General features: G+C 43.2%; 16 protein-coding genes. 7 read left to right on the top strand and 9 right to left on the bottom strand.

All coding sequences use genetic code 11. From position 1 onward, the window contains the following. Positions 1-152: 152 nt before the first annotated feature. From H6G32_RS18785 to H6G32_RS18805, 5 genes are all read left to right on the top strand, one after another. Positions 153-1,175: a photosynthesis system II assembly factor Ycf48 gene (locus H6G32_RS18785; RefSeq protein ID WP_190460957.1), complete on the top strand. Its 1,023-nt coding sequence runs from the start codon at positions 153-155 to the stop codon at positions 1,173-1,175. 103 nt (positions 1,176-1,278) lie between these two features. Beyond that, positions 1,279-1,527 (top strand): cytochrome b559 subunit alpha, encoded by a 249-nt coding sequence (gene psbE / locus H6G32_RS18790; RefSeq protein WP_190460959.1) that lies wholly within the window; start codon positions 1,279-1,281, stop codon positions 1,525-1,527. A gap of 9 nt (positions 1,528-1,536) precedes the next feature. Then, on the top strand, positions 1,537-1,674 hold the full coding sequence (gene psbF / locus H6G32_RS18795) for a cytochrome b559 subunit beta (protein ID WP_010997987.1): 138 nt from the start codon (positions 1,537-1,539) through the stop codon (positions 1,672-1,674). A 9-nt stretch (positions 1,675-1,683) separates the two neighbouring features. Continuing rightward, a complete protein-coding gene (locus H6G32_RS18800) occupies positions 1,684-1,803 on the top strand; it encodes a photosystem II reaction center protein L (RefSeq protein ID WP_096533973.1) in 120 nt (39 codons plus the stop codon). Between the two features lie 70 nt (positions 1,804-1,873). Next, positions 1,874-1,993: a photosystem II reaction center protein J gene (locus H6G32_RS18805; protein WP_089125458.1), complete on the top strand. Its 120-nt coding sequence runs from the start codon at positions 1,874-1,876 to the stop codon at positions 1,991-1,993. 179 nt (positions 1,994-2,172) lie between these two features. Here H6G32_RS18805 and psaI read toward each other — a convergent pair whose 3' ends face one another. The 7 genes from psaI to H6G32_RS18840 all read right to left on the bottom strand — a co-directional run bounded on the left by psaI (position 2,173) and on the right by H6G32_RS18840 (position 9,829). After that, complete coding sequence (gene psaI / locus H6G32_RS18810) at positions 2,173-2,313, bottom strand: photosystem I reaction center subunit VIII (protein WP_190460960.1); 141 nt, start codon at positions 2,311-2,313, stop codon at positions 2,173-2,175. A 111-nt stretch (positions 2,314-2,424) separates the two neighbouring features. Next, positions 2,425-5,007, bottom strand: coding sequence for a hypothetical protein (locus H6G32_RS18815; protein ID WP_190460962.1), 2,583 nt, complete (start codon positions 5,005-5,007; stop codon positions 2,425-2,427). Between the two features lie 557 nt (positions 5,008-5,564). After that, positions 5,565-5,810, bottom strand: coding sequence for a hypothetical protein (locus H6G32_RS18820; protein WP_190460964.1), 246 nt, complete (start codon positions 5,808-5,810; stop codon positions 5,565-5,567). Positions 5,811-5,948: 138 nt separating this feature from the next. Beyond that, positions 5,949-6,842 carry a hypothetical protein gene (locus H6G32_RS18825; RefSeq protein ID WP_190460997.1) on the bottom strand — a complete coding sequence of 298 codons (894 nt, stop codon included), beginning with the start codon at positions 6,840-6,842 and terminating at the stop codon, positions 5,949-5,951. A 165-nt stretch (positions 6,843-7,007) separates the two neighbouring features. Further along, positions 7,008-7,784, bottom strand: coding sequence for an RNA polymerase sigma factor SigF (locus H6G32_RS18830; protein WP_190460966.1), 777 nt, complete (start codon positions 7,782-7,784; stop codon positions 7,008-7,010). 674 nt (positions 7,785-8,458) lie between these two features. Next, positions 8,459-9,292 (bottom strand): photosystem II manganese-stabilizing polypeptide, encoded by an 834-nt coding sequence (locus tag H6G32_RS18835; RefSeq protein WP_190460968.1) that lies wholly within the window; start codon positions 9,290-9,292, stop codon positions 8,459-8,461. A gap of 360 nt (positions 9,293-9,652) precedes the next feature. Further along, on the bottom strand, positions 9,653-9,829 hold the full coding sequence (locus H6G32_RS18840; RefSeq protein ID WP_190460970.1) for a hypothetical protein: 177 nt from the start codon (positions 9,827-9,829) through the stop codon (positions 9,653-9,655). 307 nt (positions 9,830-10,136) lie between these two features. On the opposite strand from H6G32_RS18840, the gene H6G32_RS18845 reads away from it, so the two are divergent. Further along, positions 10,137-11,327 (top strand): RNA-guided endonuclease InsQ/TnpB family protein, encoded by a 1,191-nt coding sequence (locus H6G32_RS18845; protein ID WP_190460999.1) that lies wholly within the window; start codon positions 10,137-10,139, stop codon positions 11,325-11,327. Between the two features lie 69 nt (positions 11,328-11,396). Continuing rightward, positions 11,397-11,714 (top strand): hypothetical protein, encoded by a 318-nt coding sequence (locus H6G32_RS18850; RefSeq protein WP_190460972.1) that lies wholly within the window; start codon positions 11,397-11,399, stop codon positions 11,712-11,714. Positions 11,715-11,854: 140 nt separating this feature from the next. On the opposite strand, the gene H6G32_RS18855 is transcribed toward H6G32_RS18850, so the two are convergent. After that, complete coding sequence (locus H6G32_RS18855) at positions 11,855-16,897, bottom strand: nSTAND1 domain-containing NTPase (RefSeq protein ID WP_190460974.1); 5,043 nt, start codon at positions 16,895-16,897, stop codon at positions 11,855-11,857. 590 nt (positions 16,898-17,487) lie between these two features. Beyond that, a complete protein-coding gene (locus tag H6G32_RS18860; protein ID WP_190461002.1) occupies positions 17,488-18,819 on the bottom strand; it encodes a P-loop NTPase fold protein in 1,332 nt (443 codons plus the stop codon). Positions 18,820-18,879 lie beyond the last annotated feature (60 nt).

Genomic DNA, 18,879 nt, shown 5'->3' on the forward strand with positions numbered 1-18,879 from the left:
TCATCGGGACTTAAATGCGGCCTTTAACAATCTGAGATTGAGAATGCAATCTCTGGGTATTCAATCCCTAGATGCCGCTCTTGATCTAATGGTACAGGAGCGGATCATTCACAGAAACCCGACAAAAATTTAGAAAAGACTAAGAAATACTGATGCATTCAATTGTGAGAAGTTGGCAAAGAATATTTGCCCTGTTGATAGTAGTCCTAGCTTGTATAGGTTGCAGCAAAGTCCCCTCTATCAGTTCTAACCCTTGGCAGGTGGTGAATGTGCCTACAGAGGCAAAGCTGTTGGATATTGCTTTTACTGATAACCCTCAGCATGGCTATTTAGTTGGTAGTAATGCCACCCTTTTGGAAACAAATGACGGTGGAGACACTTGGAAACCTTTAAATCTGGAATTGGATGACCCCAGGTCTCGCTTTGACTCAGTAAGTTTTGCTGGGAAAGAAGGTTGGATTGCGGGAGAGCCTTCGCTGCTGCTACACACTACTGATGAAGGTCGTAATTGGTCGCGTATTGCTTTGAGCGAAAAGCTACCCGGTAATCCGATTGTAATCAAGGCACTGGCTGAGAATACAGCTGAGATGGCTACTGATGTGGGAGCAATCTATCAAACTACAGACGGTGGGAAAAATTGGAAGGCCCAGGTGGAAGCTGCGGTTGGTGTGGTGCGTAACTTGGAACGTTCTGCTGATGGCAAATATGTTGCTGTTTCTGCTAAGGGTAGTTTCTACTCGACTTGGGAACCGGGGCAAAGTGCTTGGGTACCCCATAACCGTCTTAGTTCTAAGCGGCTAGAAAATATGGGCTTTGCAGACAATGGCCAGTTGTGGTTGTTAGCACGGGGGGGTCAAGTTCAATTTAGCGACACCACTAAACCTGATGAGTGGCTAAAGGCAGAATATCCTGAGTTGTCTACTAGCTGGGGTTTGCTGGATTTGGCATACCGCACACCTGATGAAATTTGGATCGGTGGTGGTAGCGGTAATTTGCTGCGGAGTACCGACGGTGGTAAAACCTGGGAAAAAGACCGTGACGTGGAAGGAGTTGCTGCTAATTTTTATAAGGTTGTTTTCCTTAAGCCTGATCAGGGATTTATCATTGGCGATCGCGGCGTTTTGCTAAAATACCAACCCAATGTGGAAACTGCTTCTCAACCAGAGGCTGCTTAGGTATTTATGCTAGTTTCTGAGAAGGACGTTGCAACTTGTAACTCTTTCTAAACTTTGTAGGATAATAAACTCAATAATAGTGTTTGAGAGGGTAGTGATTTAAATGGCAGGTACCACCGGAGAACGTCCGTTTTCGGACATCATTACCAGTATTCGTTACTGGGTAATCCACAGCATCACCATCCCTGCATTGTTTGTTGCGGGTTGGCTGTTTGTCAGCACTGGTCTGGCTTATGATGTATTTGGCACACCCAGACCAGATCAGTATTTCACACAAGCACGGCAAGAAGTGCCAATTGTGAAGAACCGTTTTGAAGCTAAAAAGCAAGTTGAACAATTTATCGGAAAGTAGTTTGAGATCATGACTAGCGGCAATAACATCAATCAACCAGTTACCTATCCAATTTTTACGGTTAGATGGATTGCAGTTCACACCTTAGCTGTACCCACCGTATTCTTTTTGGGCGCGATCGCCTCAATGCAGTTTATTCAACGCTAGGAGCAACTCATGGAAAGATCCCCTAATCCAAATAATCAGCCGGTTGAATTAAACCGGACTTCGCTCTACCTAGGACTATTACTCATTTTTGTTCTGGGGATTCTGTTTTCTAGTTACTTCTTTAACTAACTGGAATTACAGTTGTTAATTTTTGTTGATTTAGTTTGTGTTGATTTGTTGTTAAGGGAGGAGAAAAGCTGTGTCTGGAAGTGGGAGAATTCCTCTGTGGGTCGTCGCTACGATCGCAGGGTTGGGTGTAATTACTGTGGTAGGCATCTTCTTTTATGGAGCCTACGCCGGCATCGGTTCTTCGATCTAATCCTAGCCGGAGCCGAATATCATTAAATTTGGATTTTCTAGCATTTGTTTAGAAATCGGCATTGAAAAAAACCGCCTGTCTCACTGAGATGGGCGGTATTATTATATCCCTTAAAGAAAAATGGTAATTGGTAAAAACTGAAGCTACCAATTTTCCATTACCCATTAGCTATGACCCAATTAGGCAATATCTTCGCTTTCGATGTATAAAAAGAAAAAAGCGAACACTACTGCTGGTAAAACTAGACCAGTCAGGGGTACAAAGATAGAAGGCAAAAATGAAGAATAAGCCAAGATAGAAGGCAGAAATGAACCTGACATAGAAACAATTCCTGTTAAGTTACACTACAATTCAAAATGAGCTTACTGCAAATTTCGCCTAATTTTTGAAATTCTCAAGATTTTTAACACAGCCGCTATGAAGGCAGGTGTTTAAATACCCAGTAATTCATCTAGCTGCAACATCGGCAAATCAGGAGGAATCACAGTTCTGACTATTGTCACTTTGTGGCTTTCTTGTTGGGTGGCCATATCAAGTGCGATCGCCTCTAAGCGAATTTCCAAACAGCCAAAGGGAATATTGATTTGCGTCATCACTTCCAACCCTCCCAAGGAGTTAGGTAGCAAATTTGTCAGCATAAAGGGCCCATCTAGCAACCCGCGAGTTTGGTAATCCTCAATCCATAACTTGACAACAACTTGCGAAGATACCTCAGGGAGTTCTACACGCACCCTCACAGCAGTACCAGCAATCAGTTCCCCTTCTGGTATATACAGTTGCGGAATTGGTAAAGACTCGATGATACCTCCAGTCATAGACAGGGGAAGGGATAAATTTGACAGTTGTTGTTGTTCTGGTTGTTCAGGCAGATGACTATTGGTAACTTCATCTTCCTGTTCAGTATATGTATCATCCACAACAATTTCTTGCGCCAACCAAGCAGAAAATCTCTTAACCGAACTGGGAGGCAGTAGTTGTGATACTTGATCTGGTAACTCAAGCGGTGCTGGCGATTCATCTTCTACGCCCGCCTCTTGCTGTATCCCCATCTCAGCATCTAGGTTTAATGGCAAATCAGCCTCAATAGTTTGTAGCTCAGAGGGGGCAAGTAATTCATCTTCTACACCCGCTTCTTGCCGTATCTCTATCTCAGCATCTAGGTTTAATGGCAAATCAGCCTCAATAGTTGGAGTCGTCTCTTGGGTTGGCTCGTCATCTTGGTATTCCACATGGACGGGTTCAGGTAAGAAGTATCCTTGGCTCTGCATCCACTTTCTGAGCAAGGGAGATGGGGGTTCCTCTGCTGGGATTAATTCCACACTTGGCGGGGGAAGATTTTTGTTTACAGACTCATCGATAAATTCCGCACTCAATGGGGCTACTACTTCAGCAATAGACTGATCTTGTAACGGCTCATCGCCTGCTACTAATTCCGGTGTGTTTGCATCCTCATCTGCAATTGCTGCAAACTGCTGGGAGTTTTCTGGCGGGTTGCTGTTTACTTCTTCTCTGTTAGCTGGTAAAACTGGCAGCCTTCTCAGATAGGGAAAAGTGGTGTTAAACATTGACACTCGCCGGGGTTTGATCACCAACTGGTCTAGATTAATGGTGGCGATGGCGCGAGGCTTGTCTACAGGCACATCCTGTGTTTGTGATTCTGCAACTAAAGCAGTAGATGCCATGGACTGCGCCCCGGTGGAGGCAATCCCATTAGTTGAATTCACAGGCAGCTTTGGCAGTTGAGGCCAACATCCGTCTGCTGATTTATTTAGGGTAGACGCTAGAACTCGCGGGTTAATTAGTGGCGGCAGGGGTTTGTTGGGCGATGGATTCAGGGGCTGAAATTGCAGTAATTTGGGGGTTTTGACCAGATTGAAAAGTTCCAAATCGATGCTAACAGATGGCTCTAGCTCGGTGGAAGCAACAGGCAGGGTCTGAGTATTTTTATCTAACAGATATGCTGTAGTAGATTTGGCTGCGTCCTTGATTGCCAGTAATTCTGTCACATCTGCTGTAATTGTGAAGGAATGACTAGCTAATAGGATGACTTGATCAACATCAGTGAATGCACCATATAAACTGATATCAGCCAAAATCAGCTTGGATTGATCATCAGCAGGAATATCAATCAAGCTGCTGAAGGTGAAAGGCAACACCTGATTGAGTAATGGTTGCTTTACCTGAGTCAAAATTTTCGATTCTTGGGGCGATCGCAGTTCAATTATTAGTTGCAGGTCCCAAAGGCTTTCTGGGGATGATGTCTCACCTGCCAACTTTCTCCTTTCTGGGAGTTCGACGCGCCCGTTGATTGTTAAAGCTTGCCCCCAATGAGCGATGTAAGTTTCCCGATTTAGGGTCAGATTTAGTACTGACGGTGGTGGTGTTGCAGTAAAATCCTCAACCCTTTCATCCGACCCTAGGGCTTGGGTGGTGGGTAAAGCTAAATCTATTAAGTTTTGTAAAATCTGTTCTGCCGTCTCACCTTTCAGCCAGACTGGGCTAACAGGTTGATCGATAATTATAAATTCATCTTCTTCTGCTTCAGAAATAGAATCTGAGTGATGCAGTAAATTTGACTCAAAACTTTCCTGAGAACCGAACAAGCTAGGGAGCCAATTCTCAGATTGATCTCCACCGTCCAATTTCCCTAGCTGCCCATCTAATTCTTGCGGCAAGACTTGCACAAGTACTCTATATTGCCAGGATTTACCGAGCATATCCGACATCAAGTCGCCGGAGCATTGCAACTCCCAAATCCCTGGCTTGAGGAAGGTAAAGGGAATTACCGCCATCAGTCCTTCTGCGTTAGTGCGACGCAACCGCTTGACAATTCGCCGCTTTGGTGGAAATTCCTGGGTTGAGGAGTGAGTTACCCGCACTTCCACATCTGTATTGGGAAGGTTAGAGCGAGCTAAAACTCTATATCTACCTGCCAAAATTTTCAGATTTGGCGATTCCAGGGACTGCCAAGTGCGATCGCCCTGTTTCTGTATCAGAAATTGCCAGTGTTCCATTATGAGTAATGCCCGACCCGAAGAGCAGTCGATTAATATTTTGCAATAAACTACTGTTGATTAGCTCTAGCTCTCAAATATTCAGCCAAAAGCTAATAGAAACATTGAGCGTAAAAAAATCGACCCATATTGTCCCAAGGGTCGCTTTAAATAAAAATATTTTAATTATATCTCAAAGGTTCTAAAATTAATTGCTCCCTTCACCCCACAAGCTGGCTGATTAAGTAAGTATGCAAAAAGAAATCAAACTATAATTAAGTAAAGTAACAAATGTTGAAATTAGCTCGTAGTGGGGGATTTAGCCCTCTCTATCTCCTGTGGTCGACCCTAAGAGGTAAGCGCAGCTATGCCCCCTCTCTCTTTACAAAGTAGGGCACAGAGCGGCTTACTACAAACTTTTAATTATTTACGTTGCTCTACTTACTTCAAAATAAATACCATGAAAGGGAACCAACCCAAGAGGTTGCTAAGTTGGGTTTATTTCAGGAGCGAATTCCTAATAAGGTATTTGCCTGACATTACAGGACATTATGACAGCTTGATATTAACTTAAGCAATTAAAGGTTGTAACATTTTTGATAATAAGCCAAAATTTGTTTGACGCGTTGCTGACTTTGTGAACTAGGGTTTAACGTCCACGAAATCCACAAGCCACCGATTTGACTTTGATGATAATCAAACTGTGAGGAAGACTGGGGAATCAAATCCACGTCTAGCCCTTTGACTTGACGCAAATGTGCCGCTATCTCCCGATAGACGGCCAAAGGCAACCCAGCAAATTCAATTTTTTCCTTGGTCTCCATTTTTATGAAGCTCTGGCACTAACAATATTTTAAAGCAACCTAGACACCGCAGCAGGATTGTCAACTGGTCTATTTAAAGAAATGTCAAGATAGAAGAAAGAAGAAATTGCATTTGATGCTAAAACGACTCCCAACTTCTCAATTAACTCCTGCTTGATTATTTGGCAATACGCTCCCAGCAGAAGCAGTAGTTGATGGCTTGACAATAACAGGTGCTTCCCCTACCATTCTGGCAACTTCGATACCGTATTGTTCCAGAATCACCACAGGATTGTAGCCTTGATTCATTTCAATACGTTTAACCAGCACCCCATTAACCAATCGCTGTCCCGCCTGTACATAGCGACTAGTTGGTTCTTCTGGTACTTTGATAATTGCCTGGGGTTCTTTACCAATTTGAACTATACCTGTTACCAAAATTGCTCTGGCTAAATCAGGTTTTTCTGTTGGTGGTAATAGAGATCCTAAACTAGGGTTGGGGACAACTTGAGGCCAAACCTTAGGCAGTACTGAAGCTGACACCTCCTTGGGCTTTTCTGTTAGTGGTACTGAAGAGATTTGAGTTTTTGGCTGTGGTTTTTGTGCAATGCCTGTTGGTTTTGGTTTTACTGCAATTTTAGATATTGGCAGTTTTCTTACTGTTGGTGTAGGCAGGGGAGGCACCTTAGGAACGGGTTTTACCATTGGATTATTCGGCATCTGGGAAACCATTTGCCCGCCAATTTGTGCAAATGGGTCAGTTCGCCCTTTTGACACAATTATTATCCGCTCTCCGGCATTAGTCGGTTGAATCAAGCCCTTACTAAGAGTCGGCGCAGCTGGCTGTGCTACTTGCTTGGCTGGCACCACTGGATTCGGAAAGGATGGAGTCCCTGCTTTTGGATTTGCTGCAACGTTGGGAACCGCTGTGTTGGGAACTACCGCGTTAGGAGTCGGCGTAGAATTAACAGCTACTGGTGTCTCTTCTGAAGCACATCCAGCAATCACCAAAGTTAAAATAGCTGCCACTGTAATCTTGCTGTTTCTACCCATTAGCCACTCTCGCAAGCTATAGGAAAATTTACTTGTGGAAATTGACATACCTGAAATTTGGGTCAAAGGCTAAGTCTCTTTACTTTATAACCTACATTTTACATTTTAAAGGTTATTTTTAACACTGCTAAAGATAGCACAACTGCTGATTGATCCGGTTTACCGTTAATCTTCTGCTACACCCATGAGGTGTTTCAACAAGTCCAGACCTTTTTTAACTCTCCGGGAAACAGTAACTACACTAATCCCCAATTGTTCGGCTACTTGTTTTTGTGTCAAATCTTGCAAAAACACACACTCTAAAACTTCGCGGGTGCGTTTTTCTAGCTGAACCAATGCTTGTTGCAGGCGAATTTGGTCTTCTTGAGCCAGTTGAAAGCTGCGGTAGTGAGGATCTGGAACCAATTCTCCCAAGCAGGTTGCGCCTTCTTCTCCATCCTGCACTGGCACATCTAAGCTTAAGGGGGCACGGTTGACCCATGCTAATTTAATCTCTTGCCATTCGTGAACAGAAATTTCCAGTGCTGCTGCTAGTTCTGAGTCGCTAGGTGAGCGATTATATTTTTCGCGCCAAGAACGGGAAACTCCTATGGCCTGCTGTTGCAGCGCTAGCCACCGTCGGGGAATTCGCACGGTGACACCTTTATCTCGGAGGTAGTGTTGAATTTCACCGCGAATATAGGGAAGGGCGTAGGAACTGAAGGCATGTCCCTTGGAAAGTTCAAATCTTTCGATAGCCCTGATTAAACCCAAACAGCCTACCTGGAGCAAATCCTCATAGTTTTCATGACATTGATTTATCCAGTAGTGAGCTTCTTTTCTCACCAGTCCAAAATTGAGTGTCACCAGTTTGTTACGAACAGTTTCTGAGCGACACTGCTGATATTCTCGTAACAACTGCCAAATTTCATGCTTCAGTTCATTGGTGACGGTGGTAGGCATAATAGCGTGTTTATTAAGAAAATAAACAGTGTAGTGATCGCTTAAAGACAAAGATGCAGCACGATAGCCAAAAAACTATCGTGCTATAGTCCCCGGTGAATCCTATGGCAGACTACAGCTACTTTTCCTAGAAAAAGTTCCATAGGTGGAGCGGCGAGTCTGCAAAATTTAAATAAGCGAAATTAGTATTTCGTTTATTGTTTAGCGTTGGTCTGATATTTGGCTTTTCAAAAAGTCTATAGAAACAAAATATACAACATATTACCCAGTTTCAAACCGAAATTATACTTAATTTTTGCAAAAAACATGATTAGTTTAACTTATGAAGTTAACGCGATCGCATTTATTATTTTGATCAACAAATCAAAGAGATTCAAATAGTAATATTACGTAGGGAATTCCCAATAATTCATCTAATATTTAAATTTGCCCAACCTACTTATGTATATTTATTTAGTTAACTAAAAAAGGGCGTCTTGCCCTTGTTGTACTTATGTATATAGCTGTTTAGTTTGCCCGGAATTCTCTAGCCTGGTTAATACTCAAAGGCTTTCAGACTGATTTGCTGTAAAAAACCCCTTTGCCCCATGAAAAAAGCAAGGGCAAAGGGGTTAACTTTTGTAATCAAGTCTGATGAGTACAGAATTGTAGTTCTCAGTACTAATCAAGAGGATTTAGATCCGAGTCGGTTCCACCCGAGCGTAAAATAGACCACGAATTTTTACCTCTTTGGGTTCACCAGCACCTAAATCTGTGTCAGACGGCTGTTCGCTCTCGAAAGTACCAGCAATTTCGCCAGTAAGACTGTCTATCTTAGCTACTTGCAGAGAAATCTTGCCACTGAGAATTTCTGCACGCTTGACGTTAGTGCGGGTGAGTTCTTCATCATCAGCTTGGGCGGGGAGAGCCACAGCATTATCATAGCCAGAGACCACACCACGACCTTTGGGGTCTAGAAAGGCAGCACCGCGATAGGAAGGAACTTTGAAAGTGCCCTCAAAGTCAGTGGAGGTATTAATACTGGTTAAACTGGGTTGTGTTTGAGCAACCAAGTTTTTAATGGTGAAGAGAAAAGGTACTCGCTCACCACCAGGGAGCTGCACAGTGATGGCTTGGAAATCTAGACCATCTGTTTCTACAAAGGTCAGGCTATTATCTGGGTTGATTTTCAGGTTGCCTTGTACCTGGTCAATAGTGGAAGTGTACCGGGTTAACAATTTACCAGCAACAAATTCTGCTTGTTGCCTTTTGTTAGCAGGTTCTTCTTTGACAAAGAAATTAGTTGGCTCTAAGCAAAGTTCTTTGATGGCGTAGGACTGACTAGAGTCAATGGGAATAGAACCACGGCTTGTTTCTGCCAGTTGGGGGCATTTGTTAGCCAAGCCAGTGCCTCGAATTTGCTCGTAGGTGAGTATATCCTTAGTGCTAGAAGATGGACTATCACTACAAGCAGTTATTAGCCCTAGGCACAAAGCCAAGAATGCAACAATTAAAGCGCGATACCTCATGGTTAACCTCAAAGTCAAAAATTAATATCTAAGTTGTAAAACTGCTCTACTAAACGTACTTAAACGCGTTGCGTTCTTGAGCGCAGGGTTTAAACCCCAAACTAAGCAGTACACTGCATCCATTTTGGATGTGTGTCCCTAAGGGAGGAAAAAACAGCAGTTTTGCTGTTAACGGCATTTGCTAGTAGAGCTTGGGCAATGCCCAAGTCCTTCTGTATTATGTATGTGACGCCACCACATACAGCCCATTGTTTTATGGGCAATTCAGCCAGATCATACGATTTTTTTTAACTCAAAATCAAAGCGCTCTAGGATTAACTGAGAATGGCTTGATCCCACTTAGCTCCTCGAGAGGCTATGCTAAACCTCTATGCTCTGTTTTAAAAGCGATCGCATTAGTCTGTCATTAACTTCTAGATGTAACTCTTTATCTATGCTGACAGCTAATGGATCAAGACTGACAAACAATTGATAATTAGAAATCTCCGGTAAATTTGAGTATGACTCATTTGTGCGCCCTCCACTCAGTCCACCCATTACTCGTCTTCAGTTACATCTGATGAGTCCGGCAAAAGGTGGAATTAGGCGTAAGTATGGTGGGACAGGTTTTTCCCAAGGGGTGACAACGAGATTATATAAGCCGCCAACAAGCGTTGGCTTACCAATTTTGGACAGGTTTTTCCCAAAAGGAGACCCCAAAACTTTACTGGCTAATCAGTTCAGAACTGACTGGGTAAGTGGTGATATCGATAAACCAATTTCTGTAAGTCATGATTTGAACTACCAGAGTAATTACGCCAACTATGATAGTATAAGGCAGGAGGTAAAAGCAGGAGGTAAAAGGATGCTGGTTTTTGAGTTCAAAGCTTATGGGAAGTCAGCCCAGCTAACAGCAGTAGATGATGCAATTCGGACTGCAAAATTCATCCGCAATAGCTGTATTCGGCTATGGATGGATGTTAAAGACACGGGTAAAAACGATTTGCAAAAATACTGTGCTGTACTTGCGGCTAAATTTCCCTTTGCTAATGAACTTAATTCAATGGCTAGGCAAGCCAGTGCAGAACGAGCATGGTCATCTATCTCTCGGTTTTATGACAACTGTAAAAAGGGTATTTCCGGTTTAAAAGGATATCCACAATTCCAGAAAGATTGTCGCTCTGTTGAATACAAAACATCAGGATGGAAGCTGGCCCCAGATCGTAAATCCATAACCTTCACCGATAAAAAAGGTATTGGGCGATTAAAGCTTAAAGGCACTCGTGACTTGCACCAATACCAAATCAATCAAATAAAACGGATTAGATTGGTAAAACGTGCAGATGGCGTATACGTTCAATTTTGCATTAATGTAAACCGTTCTGAAGACATAGAAGCAACTGGTAATACAGTCGGATTAGATGTCGGATTAAAGGAATACTACACCGACTCTGAGGGAGAAATGGTTGAGAACCCTAAGTTTCTGCATAGAGGCGAAAAAGTTTTCAAGCGCTCACAGCGTCGTGTTTTCAGAAAAGTAAAAGGTTCCAAAAATAGAGACAAAGCTAGGCAGATTTTAGGAAAGCGCCATCTCAAAATAAGTAGGCAACGTAAAGACCACGCTGTGAAGTTAGCGCGGTACGTAGTTCAGTCTAACGACTTGATCGCCTATGAAGATTTGAGGATTAAAAATATGGCGAAGAATCATTGTTTAGCTAAGTCCATTAATGACGCATCGTGGTATCAGTTCCGTATCTGGATTGAGTACTTTGGAAAGGTATTTAAAAAAGTTACGGTTGCGGTAAATCCGCAATATACAAGCCTTGAATGCTCTAGTTGCAGGGAAATTGTCAAGAAAACACTATCTACTCGAACCCACGTTTGTAAATGCGGTTGTGTGATGGATAGAGACGAAAATGCAGCTAGAAACATCCTTAGTCGGGGATTGAGTACCGTAGGGCATAAGGGAACTTTTGCGCTAGACGCAAGCAACGCTTGGGGAGATGAAACCTCTACTCTTTGTGGCGAAAGCCTCATTGAGCAAGTTATGTCTTAGATTCAAGAATCTCCGCGCCTTTAGCCCGGAGAGTGTCAAGCTGAGGGTGGGGTACCTCGCAGAAGAAAGATGAGAAAAGATAAAAATTTTGAATCAGGGAAGCTGTCCTGTAAATTACAAGCGATCGCCATTGCGGCAGATGATGCGACTAAGGCTTGTCTTGGGGATACCATAGCTCTTTTGGCTTTGCTGCGGCAGTTGGAGCAGTTACACCGAGAGATTCGTGATGGATTGTTTCAAGAGAGTTTGCCAGATAACCGCCAACAACTCTACTCTCTACTGAAAGATATTGAGTCTGAGGGGGGCTGGCCTTATATCGAGCGCATGAGGCTAAAAAGCTTTTTAGTAAATTTGGAACAAGAGGATACAGAGGCAAGCTCAATATAACTATCCAGTTAAGAATAACCCAAAGGCTTGTGTTATAAGCTTTCTTACCTCTTACCTCTTACCTCTTACCTCTTACCTCTTACCTCTTACCTCTTACCTCTTACCTCTTACCTCTTACCTCTTACCTCTTACCTCTTCCACTAGCGCTTGTTTGTGATGCCATCACAAAGAAGGCGATCTTGCAAGTCAACATTCTTGTTGTACTTGAGATAATCACCTACCCAGTTACAACCAAGAAACAGCAGGTTATCAAGATGTAAATTCCACAAAATTATTGTATTGTCATCACTAGCTGATGCTAGTGTTTGACCATCGGGACTAAAGCTAACGCTTAATACTGGGGCGCGATGCCCGTTGAGGGTTTTAATCAATTTACCCTCACGGCTCCAAATTTTCACTGTACTGTCCCAACTGGCAGCGGCTAGAAATTCACCATTGGGGCTGAAAGTCACAGAATTGACGCTATCGCTGTACCCCTTTAACAAGGTTTTTAACAAAGTACCATCCTGCTGCCATAGCTTGACGGTGTTATCCCAGCTAGCAGAAGCCAGTACTTGGTCAGTGGGACTAAAGCTCACACCTAATACCCAGCTGTCATGGGGCGAGAAAGTTCTGATCAAAGTTCCATCACGCCGCCAAAGTTTGACTGTTTGGTCATCGCTAGCAGAAGCTAAAACCTGACCATCTGGACTGAAACTCACGTTATTCACCCAACCCTGATGCCCCACCAATGTTTTGAGTAACTTGCCCTCACGGTTCCAAAGTTTTACCGTCTTATCCTTACTGGCTGATGCTAATAACTGACCATCAGGGCTGAAACTGACACTCATCACACTATCGCTATGGCCTTGGAGGGTGTTGAGTAACCTACCGTCGCGCGTCCAAAGCTTGAGTGTTTTGTCATAACTTCCTGACACGAGCATTTCACCTTTAGGGTCAAAACTGACGCTAGGGACTCTATCTGTATGACCTACTAGGGTCTTGTAGAGTCGGGTTTCTACCTCATCTCCATTATTGTATCGTTGCCACAGTTTTACTGTGCGATCGCGACTACCACTCGCCAACATCTGACCATCGGGACTCCAAGCCACGCTCAAAACTCGATCTAGATGCCCTCGCAGGATAGGGAGTGTTGGGGTATCTAGACTCCACAGTTTCACGCTTTTGTCGTAACTACCTGAGGCCAGCAATTTGTTATCTGGACTGAAAGCCACCCCAGCAACAGCATCGCTGTGTCCTTTAAATGTTTTAAGTAAGATGCCGTTGACACTCCAGAGGTTAATCGTATTATCATCACCTCCAGAAGCTAACTTTTGACTATCAGCACTGAAGCTTAGACTCCAAACTGTACTGCTATGCTGTAGTAAAGTTTTGTTAAGACTCAAGTTAAAGCCTTTTTTATTACCACCGCGCTCCCACTGCCAAAGTTTCACTATTTTATCTCGCCCCGCTGATGCTAGCAGTTTACCGTCGGGGCTAAAAGCGACCACAGTCAAACCCTGCTGATGCCCCTGCAAAGTTGTGACTAAGCTACCGTCCCGCCGCCAGATTATCACTGTTTTGTCGTCACTAGCTGAGGCAATGAATTGACCATCAGGGCTGAATGTTACCCAGTTAACCCACCCTTGATGCCCCCTGAGTGTTTTGACTAATGTCCCGTCTTGGCGCCAAAGTTTGACGGTTTTATCCTTACTGCCGGTAGCTAGCAACTCCCCATCAGGACTGAAGTTAACGCTATAAATCGCATCTTGGTGTCCTACCAAGGTTTTGTATGGCTGGGTGTCAAACTCCCCCGTAATCGGATTTTTCCACCAGATTTGCAGGGTTTTGTCGAGACTGGCGGAGGCTAGGGTCTGACCATCAGGGCTGAAGCTCACACTTGTTACAGCATTTTTATGACCCTTGAGAGTTTGAAGTAAGGTGCCGTCAGGACGCCACAGTTTCACGGTCTGATCTGTACTACCTGAGGCTAAAGTATGACCATCAGGGCTGAAAGTGACACTCCAGACAATATCCTTGTGCCCCTCCAAGCGATTTAACTCTGTTACCCCATAAACTGCCTGTTGCAGGGCTGTCACCACCCGCATTCGGGTGTCTGGTTGGACAAACTCTGCCTGTTTGAGTCTTCTCCAAGCCCGCAAACTTTCTAACAAGGCATCAAACTCTTTATTAGAGGCAAACAGAGCTTCACTAGCGGCGGCAATTCCACTAATTTTCAAGTTGGTTTCGCTGCGTTCAGCTCGCAGAGTCTGTCCCAGGGCTGCCCTTTTCTGTAAATCGGCTTGCCACCAGAGAGCACCTATTGTCCCGGCCATGATTGCCAGGGCTAAACCTACTATCCGTGCTTCTCGCAATCGCTGCTGTAAAGCCAAATTTAGCTGCTCTTGACTCAGCCTTTGAGCAACTTCAGCTCTGGTTTTTTCAATTTTTACTTTTTCTAACTCGGCAACTATGCCATAGTTATTTTTTTGGCGAATTGGTTCGACTAAATAATCGTGAACTAGTTGGTAGCGATCGCCTAACTCTTCTCTCACTCGCAACACCAACCCTGAACCTACCAAAATTTCTAAAATCAATTCCCAAACTGAGTCAAAGTCTAAGATTTCATGAATATTATCATTATTCCCTAGGGCAACTGCTAAATCAGCTTTGGTTTTTAGTGGTCGTGTGCCTTTTTCATCAGTTAGCTCAAATAATAATTTCCAACTTAGTTCTTCGTTTTCCTGACCGCAATCTTGGATAACTTCCTCTAGCCAACGTTCTACTAATTTTTCTGAGCCGCCGCAAAGTTTGTATTGTTTGAGTGTAGTAATATTTTCTGCTTGCAGTTGAGCACCGACTATTTGTAATTCAATCGGATGTACTTCGTCTATTTCTTCCGCCAAATCCTGAACTAATTGGTTAATTAATTCCTCATTAATTTCATAATGGGAACCCTGGGTCAGACATCGAATAATACCTATCGCATCTTGACGATTAAATTTCCCTAAGTAGTAGCGAATATCCTTATCCAGAATGTTCTTGTTAATTACTCCTAAATTATATAAACCATCACCATTGCCTTGGGTCAGACGCTCAATTTCTAACAAATAATGTAAATAATCTTCTCTTAATGACAAAATCATTTTTACATAGGAAATATTTAAACATTCAGTAAAAAATTCATAGAATTGGATTCTTTGGCTGGGTAAAGTACTATTAAAGAAAAATTCTTCAAACTGATCAAATATGAAAATTATAGTATGATTACGTTCAGCAGCAGAACGAATTTTTTCGATAATGATTGCAGGTGTAATTTCGGGAGAAACTGATATTTCTGTGTCTCCTAGAGCCTGGTTAACAACCTGCCCCAAAGCTATAACCCAATCAGTATAAACAGATAAAACAATTGGTAAAGGAATGCGTTCACCGATGACTTTACCCTTCAATGCTGGTACTAAACCTGCTTTGAGAATTGAACTTTTGCCCACACCTGACGGGCCATGAATTACTGTAAGCTTATAGTCAGCACGGGTAATTCTTTCAATTAATCGATTGACATCTTGCTGACGTCCAGAAGTTGATATTTCTTGGGCAACTTCTTCAGGAATAAACGGGATTTTTTGTGAATCTAAGACTGGATTAATTCTGTAGCGTTGCGGTTGCAATTGACTAGCGCCGATGAAGGCGCGAAAGCCGTATTGATGTTCTATTTGAATTTTTTCTTGCTTGAGGCTAAAGGCTTCGGCGTAGTCATGACGCTCAAAAAAGTAGAGCGATCGCAATTCTTCGAGAATCTCTAAGTAAAGCAATGGCTCATACTGTAGCTCACACACTACCTTTGCCCATTCCAGGTTATTGATTGCTTCTTCCCACTCACCGAGATGTCGCTGGGTTTGTGCTAGCAATAAAAGATACCAACTTTCCTGCTGCCGCCTTTGCAAAGCGTCTCCCAGAGAATCTTCTGTTGCTTCTTCTGAAATCGAAAGTGCTGTATTCGCCAATTCATGAGCTACTACCCAATTAGACTTAGCCACTGCCACAGCCGCCAAAAAGCCATAATCTTGAGCAACTTGTGCTGTATCACCATAAGTTTCATGGAGCTGCAATGATTTTTGGGCTAGTTCTTCTAAGTCTTCCCAAGCTTGTAAGCGTTGCAGTATTTCACAAACTGGCAAAATAAATTTGGCAACTAAGTCTTGTCTTTGTGCCTCAAACAATACATCTAGGCATTGCTTAAACCACAACAGAGCATCCTGCCAGTAACTGGTGTTAGCACCCTGATATAAATCTGCCATCCGCCGATAACAAAGCCCCAAATGGAATAGGACTACTGCTTGCTTCAAAAGATTGGGGGAATTTAGCTCTCGATTGTCTTCTGAAACCGCTGTACTCTCATGTTGTTTCCAGAGCGCGATGCTTTTTTGATAATGGACTACAGCAGGATGAATTTGATCATTAGCGTATTCATCACGCCCCAAGACGAATTCTAAATTTGCTTCTAATATTGGTTCTAATTTGACACCATATAAGCGCAGCAAATCATTGCGAGCCGACTCAATTTCGTGGCGGTGTTGGGACTTAGGATCTAAATCTAGGCAAGCATTAGATAAAAATCTGTTGGCACCCGCCTCTAAAATTTTGGTAAATAGATATTCTGTCTCTTTGCCGATCAAAGCAATTAAGTTTGCTTTGGTCATTTCAAATTTGATGGTGGTTGCTGCCCAGCTTTTAAAATCGGGTGCTAATCTGGAAAGCGATGATGCCACTTCATCTTGTAGCCATAACACCAAGGGAAAGCGGAAAGTTGCGGCATAGATATCTCGTGTTTGGTTGATGCCAGTAAGTAAGTCGTCGATGTTAGTAATTGACTCTAGACCAAAAACCATGACAGCTGATGGCAAAGAATCTGTGACGACAGCAGGATTATCTAGAAAAAGTTCTGAGACTATTGTGCTATGTAAGGCAGTGTTGGATGGCTGGAGATGGATTTCCCGTAAATTGATGTCTTTGGTGATCGAGCGGAGATTTTCCAACAATTGCTCGCGTAAATGTCCATAGTTACACCTAACTAAAATCAGGGCAAACTGACCATAGGATAGCGCGATCGCCCGAATCAGCCTTTGCAGAGCAAGCTGATTTTCGTTGGCGTTCAGCTCCGATGCGCCGAAGACGTTCGCTGCTGTAAATTGCCGCTTTGTCATAACTAAAAATCAAGCTAGAAAGGAAAAAGAAAAAATGCCACACCAACAATCAAAAAGGCGCACTCGTCCTTAGTTGCACACCAGTTGTTACTCTACCCTACTAGTTGTCTTTTAGAGTAAGGGAAGCCACCCTCTATCGGTTCACAAGGCAGTTGCGACAATTGAGGAAAATCTCGGAAGTTCTGATTGTCTCTTGAGTGTTTGACTACAGCGTTGAATTCACTGATAAATCGCAGTCTAAAGCACTACAAGCCAGAGACATACAAGCCATACAATCGGAGAAATCCCCCGATCAAACTTTTCTGTGGAACCCAGTGTCTAATCGAGGATACAGGGCTATTTCCTTCGAGACATAACCCGCCCTGAACTTCAGTTCAGGACTAATAACTCGCATTCCGTTTTAACGGACTTGAAATTTCTTTTAGTCGTCGTTAGACAAATGAGTGCTATTAGACTCAGAATTGATTCTGATAGCGCAGCGTGACGTAAGTCATGGCGGTTGTTGAGAATGAAATAGCCCTGCCGAGGATAGCTTGTCGTTAAAGATCAGAAGTAAGGGTGATTTTCTTTTTTCTTGGACTCTGGTATTGCTACTTGTTTTGTTGCCAAGCAAGAACTTTTTGCGTTTCTGCTAATGCCGGACTGATACCAAACCAGCGCCCTTGAGGATCACGGTATTCAAACAGATACATACTTCGCAGTAAGCTCTGGTAGTCAGACTCACCTTTAACACTCTGCTTTTGCATGACTTCAAACAGTAAATCCCACTGGTATTCATCAATAGCTAATAGCAAATCATCACGGTAGTCTTTAATCACGGCTTCTAAACAGTCTCTGGAAAAAGGTGGATCTTGCCTTTGTAGACAGCTATAAAGCAAACCCAATAAGTTACGAATGTGACCACCACTGACGCGACAGATCCGATCTAGGGTTTCCGGGTGCGTGAATAACTCTGTGATTAATAACGGCCTGCTATTCCAGGAAACTTCGGGAAAAGCTCTTGCTAAGACTAACTGGCGCAATAGTGACATCCCAGGTTCGTAATCACTGCCATCTCTTTGCCGCACTAGTACCATTGGCAGTATCTTCGGAGCAATGCCTCCACCTAAGCGATTTTTCAATGTTTCGTATTCATTGGAGAAAATTAACGCTAGGGGAATTGTGTAAACTACGTGACATTTGAGACGCCGTAACTGTTCGCCTCGGTCGATGAAGAGATACTCTGGTTGGGTGCGTCCAGATGCGACAGGGCGCATATCCACTCGATCCAAGTTATCTACGATCACCACCAGTCCTTTTTGACCCCGTTGTTTGATCTGTTGAACAGCTTTTTCTAATAACTCTTCGTTGATCGCTTGCAAAATACTATTGGTACGGGGTTCTAGATATTGTCTGAGTTGATTACGAGTCTGAGCGCTATCTTTGGTTTTGGCAGTAATTTTGGCAATACCTAAGGACAACTCTGCTTCTCCAGAAAGCTCAATGGGGCTTTGCAAAAAATCCCCTATTTCTTTAAACAAATTGGTAAAGTAACCCGGTTTTAGTTTGATGCCAATTCCTTCTAAACTGGCACTGACTTGACGGGCTACACTCAGCAAAATATCGCTGACATCAATATCTGCCATATCCAGGTCTTGACTGGACTCAAAATAAACTACATGAAATCCTGCTACTTCCAGTTCTGCTTTGAGGCGCTGCAACTCTGTGGACTTACCACAGCCAATATGACCTGTAAATAATTGGCAGGTTGGCTCATCGGGAGAAATACGGCTGATAGTTCGTTGCAATTCTTCAACAATTTTGCAACCACGTACATCAGCAAAATCTATATAGTACTGCCGTTCTAGCTCGTCACCCATATTTAGTGTGTAGCTAGGGTTACAAGCTTTATAAAACCGTGACAAATTCAGTGGAGTTCTCATGTAGATGCGATGTAGATGCGGTTTGATTTGTATTTCGTTATACAAAAACTCTCTAGCCAA

The organism is Cylindrospermum sp. FACHB-282 (genome assembly GCF_014697195.1).
Taxonomy (GTDB): domain Bacteria; phylum Cyanobacteriota; class Cyanobacteriia; order Cyanobacteriales; family Nostocaceae; genus Cylindrospermum.

Coding starts and splice junctions, on each gene's coding strand:
- H6G32_RS18855 (WP_190460974.1), bottom strand. CDS start 16,897: ATGACAAAGCGGCAATTTACAGCAGCGAACGTCTTCGGCGCATCGGAG.
- H6G32_RS18785 (WP_190460957.1), top strand. CDS start 153: ATGCATTCAATTGTGAGAAGTTGGCAAAGAATATTTGCCCTGTTGATA.
- H6G32_RS18815 (WP_190460962.1), bottom strand. CDS start 5,007: ATGGAACACTGGCAATTTCTGATACAGAAACAGGGCGATCGCACTTGG.
- H6G32_RS18845 (WP_190460999.1), top strand. CDS start 10,137: ATGCTGGTTTTTGAGTTCAAAGCTTATGGGAAGTCAGCCCAGCTAACA.
- H6G32_RS18840 (WP_190460970.1), bottom strand. CDS start 9,829: ATGGGTGGACTGAGTGGAGGGCGCACAAATGAGTCATACTCAAATTTA.
- psbE (WP_190460959.1), top strand. CDS start 1,279: ATGGCAGGTACCACCGGAGAACGTCCGTTTTCGGACATCATTACCAGT.
- H6G32_RS18800 (WP_096533973.1), top strand. CDS start 1,684: ATGGAAAGATCCCCTAATCCAAATAATCAGCCGGTTGAATTAAACCGG.
- H6G32_RS18850 (WP_190460972.1), top strand. CDS start 11,397: ATGAGAAAAGATAAAAATTTTGAATCAGGGAAGCTGTCCTGTAAATTA.
- psbF (WP_010997987.1), top strand. CDS start 1,537: ATGACTAGCGGCAATAACATCAATCAACCAGTTACCTATCCAATTTTT.
- psaI (WP_190460960.1), bottom strand. CDS start 2,313: ATGTCAGGTTCATTTCTGCCTTCTATCTTGGCTTATTCTTCATTTTTG.
- H6G32_RS18820 (WP_190460964.1), bottom strand. CDS start 5,810: ATGGAGACCAAGGAAAAAATTGAATTTGCTGGGTTGCCTTTGGCCGTC.
- H6G32_RS18830 (WP_190460966.1), bottom strand. CDS start 7,784: ATGCCTACCACCGTCACCAATGAACTGAAGCATGAAATTTGGCAGTTG.
- H6G32_RS18825 (WP_190460997.1), bottom strand. CDS start 6,842: ATGGGTAGAAACAGCAAGATTACAGTGGCAGCTATTTTAACTTTGGTG.
- H6G32_RS18835 (WP_190460968.1), bottom strand. CDS start 9,292: ATGAGGTATCGCGCTTTAATTGTTGCATTCTTGGCTTTGTGCCTAGGG.
- H6G32_RS18860 (WP_190461002.1), bottom strand. CDS start 18,819: ATGAGAACTCCACTGAATTTGTCACGGTTTTATAAAGCTTGTAACCCT.